This window comes from Pseudorhodobacter sp., assembly GCF_034675685.1.
Taxonomy (GTDB): Bacteria; Pseudomonadota; Alphaproteobacteria; order Rhodobacterales; family Rhodobacteraceae; genus Pseudorhodobacter.
This window is the reverse complement of record NZ_JAUCDA010000006.1, coordinates 51,000-61,693: the sequence shown is the minus strand read 5'-3', so window position 1 is coordinate 61,693 and position 10,694 is coordinate 51,000. Positions and strand designations below refer to the sequence as shown.

Annotated in this window: 5 protein-coding genes and 4 pseudogenes; 4 read left to right on the top strand and 5 right to left on the bottom strand. The window is 58.7% G+C overall.

Annotated elements, in window-relative coordinates; translation table 11 throughout:
• Together cimA and cysS are read right to left on the bottom strand one after the other, a co-directional pair.
• Nucleotides 1-1,435, bottom strand: a pseudogene (gene cimA, locus VDP61_RS06895) (citramalate synthase); the annotation flags it as partial.
• 154 nt (nucleotides 1,436-1,589) lie between these two features.
• A complete protein-coding gene (cysS, locus tag VDP61_RS06890) occupies nucleotides 1,590-3,044 on the bottom strand; it encodes a cysteine--tRNA ligase (protein ID WP_323006211.1) in 1,455 nt (484 codons plus the stop codon).
• Nucleotides 3,045-3,365: 321 nt separating this feature from the next.
• On the opposite strand from cysS, the gene VDP61_RS06885 reads away from it, so the two are divergent.
• A complete protein-coding gene (locus tag VDP61_RS06885; protein ID WP_323006210.1) occupies nucleotides 3,366-4,118 on the top strand; it encodes an SDR family NAD(P)-dependent oxidoreductase in 753 nt (250 codons plus the stop codon).
• A gap of 106 nt (nucleotides 4,119-4,224) precedes the next feature.
• Here the strand turns inward: VDP61_RS06885 and VDP61_RS06880 are convergent, their stop codons facing one another.
• The 3 genes and pseudogenes from VDP61_RS06880 to ndk all read right to left on the bottom strand — a co-directional run bounded on the left by VDP61_RS06880 (nucleotide 4,225) and on the right by ndk (nucleotide 7,353).
• Nucleotides 4,225-4,824: an outer membrane protein gene (locus VDP61_RS06880; RefSeq protein WP_323006209.1), complete on the bottom strand. Its 600-nt coding sequence runs from the start codon at nucleotides 4,822-4,824 to the stop codon at nucleotides 4,225-4,227.
• A gap of 178 nt (nucleotides 4,825-5,002) precedes the next feature.
• Nucleotides 5,003-6,817 (bottom strand): annotated as a pseudogene (locus VDP61_RS06875) (ABC-F family ATP-binding cassette domain-containing protein).
• Between the two features lie 112 nt (nucleotides 6,818-6,929).
• A pseudogene (gene ndk, locus VDP61_RS06870) lies at nucleotides 6,930-7,353 on the bottom strand (nucleoside-diphosphate kinase).
• Between the two features lie 139 nt (nucleotides 7,354-7,492).
• Between ndk and VDP61_RS06865 the strand changes: the two are divergent.
• From VDP61_RS06865 to VDP61_RS06855, 3 genes and pseudogenes are all read left to right on the top strand, one after another.
• Nucleotides 7,493-9,338 (top strand): annotated as a pseudogene (locus VDP61_RS06865) (ABC-F family ATP-binding cassette domain-containing protein).
• Nucleotides 9,339-9,459: 121 nt separating this feature from the next.
• A complete protein-coding gene (locus tag VDP61_RS06860; protein WP_323006208.1) occupies nucleotides 9,460-10,074 on the top strand; it encodes a MarC family protein in 615 nt (204 codons plus the stop codon).
• Between the two features lie 44 nt (nucleotides 10,075-10,118).
• Nucleotides 10,119-10,694 (top strand): retropepsin-like aspartic protease family protein, encoded by a 576-nt coding sequence (locus VDP61_RS06855; protein ID WP_323006207.1) that lies wholly within the window; start codon nucleotides 10,119-10,121, stop codon nucleotides 10,692-10,694.

The following is a 10,694-nucleotide window of genomic DNA, read 5'->3' as shown; positions in this document are numbered from 1 at the left end:
ATCGACCAGATGCATGTCGTTGATGCAGGCCTGATAGGGGCCAAGATCCTTGGCCAGCGCCTTCCACAGCGCGTTGACGGGGCCGCGATCGGTGCCCGATGCGTCCATCTTTCGCTGACAAACAAGCCTCTTTTTGATCACCGATTTTCACCACCACCACGGCTTCGGACAAGGTCACGGTCTGATTGCGCTTGTTCTTGCGGCGCTCTACCGTGACGCGGTAGCGCTTTACCTCAAAGAACTGCGGGCAGAGGCCAAGGGCCCGGCGGGCGAGCAGTTCAAAGCTGGCCTGCGCGCCGTCATAGGCGTAGCCCTGATCCTCACGCAGCTTGATCTCATCAAGAATACCGGCAAGGCGCGGGTCTTTGGCGTCGGCCACGATCCCCGCCGCGGCCAGCCGGGCGCGCAGGTTCGAACTGCCCGGCCTGGTTCGACATCGGGATGATGCGGGCATTGCCGACCAATTCGGGCGCGATATGCTCATAGGTCGTGGGGTCTTTGATGATCGCGCTGGCATGCAGCCCCGCCTTATGCGCAAAGGCTGACGCGCCAACATAGGCCGCCCCCCGCGCAGGCACCCGGTTCAAAATCTGGTCCAGCATCCGGCTGGTGCGCAGCAATCCGGCCAGTGCGTCCCTGCTGACGCCGGTTTCAAAGCGGCTGGCATAGGGGTCTTTCAGCGACGGCGTCGGGATCAGGGAAATCAGATTGGCATTGCCGCAGCGTTCGCCCAAACCGTTCAGCGTGCCCTGAATTTGCCGCGCCCCCGCATCGACCGCGGCAAGCGAACAGGCCACGGCATTGCCGTATCATCATGGCAATGGATGCCCAGCCGGTCGCCGGAACTACCCGCCGCAATCACCTCGGCGGTAATCCGCCCCACCTCGGCAGGCAAAGTGCCGCCGTTGGTATCGCACAGCACAATCCAGCGCGCCCCGGCACCGTAAGCAGCGCGCAGGCATGACAGCGCGTAATCGGGATTGGCGCGGTAGCCGTCAAAGAAATGTTCGGCATCGAACAGGGCCTCGCGACCTTTTGCGATGATATGCGCAAAAGAGGCCGCGATCGCCTCGCGGTTTTCCTCCAGCGTCACGCCCAATGCGGTGGTGACGTGAAATTCATGCGTCTTGCCGACAAGGCAAACCGCAGCGGTATCGGCATCCAGAACGGCGGCCAGAACATCGTCATTTTCCGCCGAGCGCCCAACCCGCTTGGTCATGCCAAAGGCGGTCATGGTGGCGCGGGTTTTCAGATGCTGCGCAAAAAACTCGCTATCGGTCGGGTTCGCACCGGGCCAGCCGCCTTCGATATAATCAACACCCAAAGCATCCAGCGCTTGGGCGATCTGAATTTTTTCCGCCGTGGAGAATTGCACGCCTTGGGTTTGCTGCCCATCGCGCAGGGTGGTGTCGTAGAGGTAGAGGCGTTCAGTCATAGAAAATCCCCTCTACCGCATTCTTTTCGGCACAAATATCCTCGGGGGTCCGGGGGCAGACAGCCCCCGGCGCTTGCCGCAAGAACCACGCCCGAACTGCCCTCCCCGGGGCGGCTGATGTCCTTTGGTTGAAATATTGTTGAAGAAATCACCTTCATAGCAATCCCTCAACCCTTGCAAGCTGCTCAATTTTCTGCTCGCACTCACTTACAGTCAGCATGTCAGGATTCTCATATCGCCACTCACTTGTATTCGTTTTATCGACAGAAAGTCTCACGCCCGCTTCCAGTAACCCATCGCGCAGACTATCCGCTGATGACCAAGCCTTTTTCCGACGATAACCAATCCATCTTTCTGCAAGCATCTTGATCTGAGTTCGTATTTCCAAACTAAGCTCACCTTGCTCGGGCCAATCTGAGAGATCATTTGTCAACAATCCCAGCAAAGCAGCCGATGCCGCCAACTGTGGTGCACCAATCCCCGATTTTTCGACTTCCTTCGCCAATGCATGTAATCCCGAAATAGCCATAGAAGTGTTTAAATCGTCAGAAAGTGCCTGAATGATAGTCGGGTGCGGCTCCGATGGTTTGACACCCCTAACCAAACCTCGCCATTTCCCCAGAGTATCCCTTGCCTGCGCGGCCTTCTCTGCCGTCCAGTCCATCGTCTTGCGATAATGCGTCTGCAAAAATACAAACCTGATCACCTCGCCCGGAATCCCTTGGTCCAGTAAATCGCGCACGGTGAAAAAATTGCCCAATGACTTGGACATTTTCTTGCCCTCGACCTGCAACATCTCATTATGCAGCCAGATGTTCGCAAACCCCTCATCGGGGTTGGCGCAGCAGCTTTGGGCCAGCTCGTTCTCGTGATGCGGAAAGGTCAGGTCGGTGCCGCCGCCGTGGATGTCAAACGATGGCCCCAGCAGCGCCTGCGACATGGCTGAACATTCGATATGCCAGCCGGGGCGGCCCCGGCCCCATGGGCTGTCCCATCCCGGCGTTTCGGCGTCCGAGGGTTTCCACAGCACAAAATCCATCGGGTCGCGTTTATAGGGGGCAACCTCTACCCGTGCGCCCGCAATCATATCATCAACCGAGCGGCCCGAAAGCTGGCCGTATTCGGGGAAGGAACGCACGTTGAACAGCACATGCCCTTCGACCTCATAGGCGTGGCCCTTGGCGATCAGGTCCTCGGTCATCGCGATCATTTCAGGGATATACTGGGTCGCGCGCGGCTCATGGTCGGGGCGCAGATTGCCAAGCGCGTCCATATCGGCATGATACCAGCCGATGGTTTCCTCGGTGCGCTGCGCGATCAGCTCTTCCAGCGTGCCTGTCTCGCCTGCGGTCTGGCGGCGCAGGGCCTCGGCGTTGATCTTGTCATCAACATCGGTAAAGTTGCGCACATAGGTCACATGGTCTGCCCCGTATTCATGGCGCAACAGGCGGTACAGCACGTCAAACATGATCACATTGCGCGCGTTGCCGATATGCGCGCGGTCATACACCGTAGGCCCGCACAGATAAATCCGTACATTTTCGCGGTCAATCGGGGTAAAAACCTGCTTGCGGCGGGTTTTGGTGTTGTGCAGTTTGATTTCGATCATGGGTTTACCCTCGCTTGGCCCTTCGCGCGGCCTATTGGGCCGCAGCACATGCAACTCTTCCCGGCGGGCATATCAACTTCGTCTTTGATTGGAAACGAAAAGAAGGCTTGCCCGCGCAGCTATGTCAGCGGGTAATGCAGCAAATGCAAAGGCGGCCTGTATTTTTCATCAGCTTGGGTTAGCACACCGCGCACCGCGCTGCCAAGTCTGTTGTGCGGTGGCGCGCGTGCCGATTTGGGTAGGGGCGGCTTTTCTGGACAGCCGGGGCAGGCTTGGGGTAATTGAAGCTATGTTCAAGTGAAGCGCAAAGGGTGGGAAACGATGCAGATCAAGGACAGTGCGGTAGTGGTGACGGGCGGGGCCTCGGGGCTGGGGGCTGCGGTCGCGCGGGCCTTTGCAGCCAAGGGGGCGGCAGTGGTGCTGTTTGATCGCGACACGCTGCGCGGCAACGCGCTGGCCGCCGAGATCGGCGCGCAATTTGTCGCCGTGGATGTGACCGATGGGCCGTCTGTTGCGCAGGGCATTGCCGCAGCGAAAGCCGCCATGGGGCGGATATCTGTGCTGGTGAATTGCGCCGGGATTGCCAGCGGGGCCAAGGTTGTGGGGCGCGAGGGCCCGCATGACCTGACGCTGTTTCAGCGTATAATCGACATCAATCTGGTCGGCAGTTTCAACACGATGCGTCTTGTTGCGGCGGAAATGGCCGCAAATGATCCGATCGAGGGAGAAAGAGGGGTCCTGATCAACACAGCCTCTATCGCGGCCTTCGACGGCCAAAAGGGGCAAACGGCCTATGCAGCGTCCAAGGCCGGGATTGTCGGAATGACCCTGCCTGCCGCACGGGATTTGGCAGCGCAAGGCATACGGGTCTGCGCCATAGCGCCGGGCGTGTTTTCAACGCCGATGCTCGAAGGGCTGGGCCAGGACATTCAAGAGGGGCTGGCCGCCGATATACCCTTTCCCAAACGCTTGGGCCGCCCGGAAGAATTTGCCGCATTGGCCGGTTTCATTGTCGAATGCAGCTATCTGAATGGTGAGGTGATCCGGCTGGACGGGGCCTTGCGGATGCGCTGACCATGCGAAAAGGGGCAGAGGTTTCCCCCTGCCCCTTATTTAACTGTGCTTTGCCAGACCATGCGGTTGACCCGCCGATCAGAGCCGATAGTTCAGAACCCGCAGATCAGAACCGATAGGCCGCCTTGACCTGGAACAGATTGGTACGGATATCGGCACCCGAACCGTTGAAATCATCAAAGCGGTGATGGCCAAGTTCTGCACCCACGGTCCACGCGTCATTGATCGCGTAATCCATGCCGATACCGATCAGCCAGCCATTGTCGGACCCGGCTGCAGGGCCGCCGCTAACCTTGCCATGGGCCGCGCCTGCAGTTGCATAGAGCAGCGTTTGACCGAAATCATAACCGCCCATCAGCTTCAACTGTGTGATGCTGTCCAGCTTGGAGCCGGGGCCAATGTCAATATCTGCGGCGTTATAGGCAAGCTCGACCCCGGTGACGAATTGCCCGAAATCGTGGCGATAGCCTGCATGTACCCCGCCGATCATGCCATTGCCGTCAAGGGCAGGGATGATGGCATTGGACGAAACATCGCCATAGCCAAGCTGGACACCGGCGTAAAGCCCTGTCCAATCGCCAGTTACCGGCGCAACCACCGCCACCGGCGCAACATAAGGCTCTGACACCGGCTCTGCCATACCACCGGCGAAGGCGACCGGGGCTGCGAGGGAAGTTGCGAGTACGAGGGATGTAAAGAGTTTCATGTATCTACCTTTCGTGTCCTTGCGTTCGGATCATACCGACTGTGTTGACAACCCCTAGATAGGTATGCGGTTCCCGTTTTTTAAGGTCGCGCCATGCAGACATGCCCCCAAGCGCCGCAGATTGGCTGAAAGCCGCCAATTCACGGCTTTATCGGCAAAATTCAGCCTGATTAAAGGGTTAAGGGGTAGAGCCCTTATCTTCCAGCGTCATCCACTCGGTTTCCAGCGCCGTCAGTTGGGCCTGCCGGTCGGCCATCATCTCCGAGGCTTTGCGGAATTTAACGGGTTCTTTGGTGAAAAGATCATCCGCTTCCAGAAGTTCCGCCAGCTTGCTGATCTCGGCTTCCATTCTGGCGATGAGTTCGGGCAGATCTTCCAGCCGTTTGCGTTCGGTAAACGACAAACGCTCGCCGCGTTTTCCATCGGGTTTGGCGGTGGCTTGGGTGGGGGTTTTGGCTTTGAACGTGGCCTCTGGCGCCCATTCGGTATCGCGCTGGGCCATGTAATCAGACCAACCGCCGGGAAAAACACCAACCCGGCCCTGCCCTTCCAGCGCCACGGTCGAGGTCGCCACCCGGTCGATAAAATCGCGGTCATGGCTGACCAGAAGCACAGTGCCGTCATAATCGCCAAGGATATCTTGCAACAGATCAAGGGTTTCGACATCAAGGTCATTGGTCGGCTCGTCCAAAATCAGCAGGTTGGACGGTTTGGCCATGATCCGCGCCAACAGCAGCCGCGCCTTTTCACCGCCGGAAAGCGACCGGACGGGCGCGCGGGCCTGTGCCTCATTGAACAAGAAATCCTTCAGGTAACCGACGACATGTTTCGGGTTGCCCCGCACCATGATCTGATCCGAACTGCCGGAAACCGCCATAGACGGATCATTTGTCAGGTTGTCCCAAAGGCTTGCATTCGGGTCAAGCTGCGCGCGGGTCTGGTCAAACACCGCGATTTCAAGGTTGGTCCCAAGGGTGATTGTGCCACTGTCGGGCGCGGTTTCGCCAGTAAGCATCTTCAGCAAAGTGGTTTTGCCGATTCCGTTCGGGCCGACAAAGGCAATACGATCGCCGCGCAGCACCCGCAGATCAAGATTATTGACGATTTGCGTGTCACCAAAGGCCTTGCTGATACCCTTTGCCTCAACCACCCGTTTGCCCGATGTGGTGCCGGAGTCGAGCGCCATTGCCGCTGTTCCCTGGCGGCGGATCTGGCCCGCCCGTTCGGCCCGCAGTTCGGCCAAGGCGCGCACGCGGCCCTGATTGCGTTTGCGGCGGGCGGAAATGCCTTCGACGGCCCAACGCGCCTCGGCCTTGATCTTGCGGTCCAGCTTGTGGCGCTGCTCGTCTTCCTCGGCCCAGACGGTTTCGCGCCATTCTTCAAACCCGTCAAATCCGGATTCGCGGCGGCGGACCTGGCCACGATCAATCCACAGCGTCGCGCGGGTCAGCGCCTTGAGGAAGGCGCGGTCGTGCGAGATCAGCACAAAGGCGGTGCGGGTGGATTTCAGCTCCTCCTCAAGCCATTAAATCGCCTGAATATCAAGGTGGTTGGTGGGTTCGTCCAGCAACATCAGTTCGGGGGCTTCAGCCATCAGTCGCGCCAAGGCCGCACGCCGGCGCTCGCCCCCCGAAGCCGAGGCAACCGGCGTTTCAGGATTGAATTTCAGCCCCTCGGCAACCATCGCGACCTTGTATTCCTCACCTTCGGGCAAGGTGGCGGCAGCGTAATCGCCCAGCGTTTCATAAGCGGAAAGATCTGGATCTTGCTCCATATAGCCCACAGTCACGCCGGGCGGCACAACGCGGGTGCCGGCGTCAGGTTGCACCAAACCGGCCATCACCTTCATCAAGGTGGATTTGCCCGAGCCATTGCGGCCGACCAGCGCCACACGATCACCGGGATGCACCACAAGATCGAGATTGTCGAACACCGGATCACCACCAAAGGTGAGCATGATACCGGAAAGTTGCAAAAGTGGGGCGCGGGCCATTGGATTACCTGTCTGTCAGAGTATAGAAAAGCCGCCCCCGCTGGATAAGCTTGGAGGCGGCTTGCGAATTTTCTTCGAAAATTCTGATTTTTCGACGAAAAATCGTAGGCGATCAGCCAACCAGTTCAAGGCCGGAGAAGTAGAAGGCAATCTCACGCGCAGCGGACTCGGGGCTGTCAGAGCCGTGAACCGAGTTTTCCCCCCATGGACAAGGCAAACTCTTTGCGGATCGTGCCAGCATCGGCCTTTTCCGGGTTCGTTGCCCCCATGACTTCGCGGTTTTTCAAAATGGCGCCTTCGCCCTCCAGAACCTGCACGATGATCGGCGCCGAGGACATGAATTCGCACAGCTCGCCATAAAACGGGCGCTCGGAATGTTCAGCGTAAAACGCGCCAGCTTGGGCAGGCGTCAACTAAATCCGCTTTTGCGCGACGATCCGCAGACCCGCGTCTTCGAATTTTGCGTTGATTTTTCCGGTCAGGTTGCGGTTGGTGGCATCGGGTTTGATCATCGAAAGGGTGCGTTCAGTGGCCATGGTCATCTCACTTTGATATGCGCGGAAGTCCGCGTGATGTTTATGGGTGCCTGCTAACATGAGAGGCAACGCTTGAAAAGCCCATCTGCGCGTGCGCGCCCCGTTGACGCGGCGCGCTGCATGGGGCAAGGCGTGACCCATGTTACGTATATCAGATATCAGCTATTCCGTCGAAGGCCGCCCGCTGCTTGTGGGCGCCTCTGCAACCATTCCTGCCGGCCACAAGGTTGGCCTTGTCGGGCGCAATGGCGCGGGCAAAACCACGCTGTTCCGATTGATCCGGGGCGAGTTGGCACTGGAGGGGGGCGATATTTCAATGCCGGCCCGCTCGCGCATTGGCGGCGTGGCCCAAGAGGTGCCATCGTCTGCGACCAGCCTGCTGCAAACCGTATTGCAGGCCGATACCGAGCGCGAGTCGCTGATGGCCGAGGCCGAGACTGCCACCGATCCGCATCGCATCGCCGAGGTACAGGCCAGGCTGTCGGATATTGACGCCTGGTCGGCCGAGGGGCGGGCCGCGTCGAATTCTGAAAGGTCTGGGATTTGATGCGGAAGCGCAGTTGCGACCCTGTTCGGATTTCTCGGGCGGGTGGCGGATGCGGGTAGCCTTGGCGGGGGTGCTGTTTGCGCAACCCGATTTCTTGCTGCTGGATGAGCCGACGAACTATCTCGACCTTGAAGGGGCGCTGTGGCTGGAAAGCTATCTGGCCAAATATCCGCATACGGTGATCATCATTTCCCACGACCGCGGGCTGCTGAACCGCGCGGTTCAGGGCATCTTGCACCTGGATGAAAAAAAGCTGACCTATTGGTCTGGCCCCTATGATCAATTCGCCCGCCAGATGGCCGAACGCCGCGCCGTGTTGCAGGCCGAAGCAAAAAAACAGGAATTGCGGCGGGCGCATCTGCAATCCTTCGTCGATCGGTTCAAGGCCAAGGCCTCCAAGGCTGTGCAGGCGCAAAGCCGCGTGAAGATGCTGGAAAAAATGGAGACCATCACCCCGCCCGAAGAAGCGCGCAAACAGGTCTTCACCTTCCCCGAGCCAGAGGAGCTGTCACCGCCCATCATCAACATGGACAGCGTGGCCGTGGGCTATGACGGCCCTCCCGTGCTGCGCAACCTGTCTTTGCGCATAGATCAAGACGACCGGATCGCCCTTTTGGGACGAAACGGCGAAGGAAAATCAACCTTGGCCAAACTGCTGGCGGGCAAGCTCAAACCCGTGGCCGGCAAGATGACGCAAAGCAGCAAGCTGCGGATCGGTTACTTTGCCCAGCATCAGGTCGATGAATTGTTCATTGATGAAACCCCCTTGCAGCATTTGCAGCGCATGCGCCCTGCCGAAGGGCAACCACGGCTGCGGGCAAGGCTTGCCGGGTTTGGCCTGTTGGCCGACCAGGCAGAGACGGTTGTGGGCCGGCTTTCGGGCGGGCAGAAGGCGCGACTGTCGCTGCTGCTGGCAACACTGGAGGCGCCGCATCTGCTGATCCTTGATGAACCGACCAACCACCTTGATATGGAAAGCCGCGAGGCGCTGGTCGAGGCGCTGACGACCTATTCGGGCGCGGTTGTGCTGGTCAGCCATGACATGCATTTGCTGGGCCTGGTTGCAGACCGGCTGTGGTTGGTGAAGGGCGGCAACGTCTTGCCCTATAATGAGGATCTGGACGCCTATCGCAAGCAGCTTCTGGCAGGCGATGACGAGGCAAAACCGGTCAAACCTGTGGAAAAACCGAAAAAAATCAGCCGCGATGAAATCATGGCCCTGCGGGCAGACGTGCGGAAATGCGAAGAACGGTTGGAGAAACTTAACAACATGCGCGACAAGCTGGCAAAAAAGCTGGCCGATCCGGCGCTTTATGAGCCTGAACGCCTGGGCGAAATGGAAACCTGGCAAAAGAAATATGCCGAGGTGATGGAAGGCCTGGACCGCGCCGAAGCGATGTGGCTGCGGGCCCAGGAAAAGCTGGAAAAGGTCGCATGATCGCGAATTTTCGCCGAAAATTCTGATTTTTCGGCGAAAAATCGTAAAGATGACAGAGTTGGCTATTTGAACCACGATGAATACAGGCAACAGTATGTTTGCTTGTACCGGAGGAAATTGCTTGGAAACCGCGTTTCTGATCACAGCTTTTGCAACGTTGTTTGTCGTGATCGACCCGCCGGGCCTGATCCCGATGTTCATCGCATTGACCCCCGGCATGACCGCCGAGCGGCGGCGTGTGATCGGCTTGCGGGCCTGTATCATCGCGGTTGCCATCCTTACACTCTTTGGCCTGTTGGGCGAGGCGGTGCTGGGCTTTATCGGGATATCAATGTCAGCCTTTCGCATCGCAGGCGGTATTTTGCTGTTCCTGACAGCGCTGGATATGCTGTTTGAGCGTCGAACCCAGCGGCGCGAGGGCCAATCGACGGTTCACGACCATGACCCTTCTGTCTTTCCGATCGCAATTCCACTCATTGCCGGGCCAGGCGCGATTGCCACCATGATCTTGCTGGTAGGGGAATCGGGCGGCTGGCAGGGCGCTTTGGCGGTGCATCTGGTAATGATCTTTGTGGTTTTGCTTGCCTTCCTGCTGTTCTTGATTGCAGGACCGCTGGAAAAGGCCTTGGGCCGCACCGGCACTGTGGTTATCACCCGGCTTTTGGGCATGCTGTTGGCCGCGCTTTCGGTGCAATTCGTGATTGATGGCATCATCGGCACCGGGTTGATCGGCTAGGCCCCGCCCCCCATATCGACACCGTGCCAAAAGAGGAGATTGCCATGGACAATGAGGTTATTGGCCGGGTTCTTTACCTTGGCCTTCTGGTGGTTGCGGTCGGCGGCTATCTTTTGGTGGAATATCGGGGGCGCATGGGCCAGATGCTGCGGGGCCTGATGTCATGGGGCATGATTGTCGTCGGGCTGATGGCGGCTTACGGGCTGTGGAATGATTTGGGTGTGCAAATGGTACCGCGCCAATCCGTAGCCACGAATGGTGAGGTGGTATTGCCCCGTGCGCGCGATGGGCATTATTATCTGAGTTTGGAAATAGACGGCACCCCGATTGAGTTCATGGTCGACACGGGCGCATCCGGCGTGGTCTTGACGCAATCGGATGCGCAAAAATTGGGGTTTGATCCCGGCGGCCTTGTCTATCTCGGCTCGGCGAACACGGCAAATGGCATCGTGCGGACTGCGCGCATCACCCTTGAAAACGTGCGTCTTGGCAGCTACGAGGATGCAAGCCTGAGCGCCTATGTCAATGATGGCGCCATGGACGGCTCGCTTTTGGGTATGGATTATCTGGGCCGTTTCCGCGTTGAAATCGACCAGGATCAGATGATCTTGCGGCGCTGA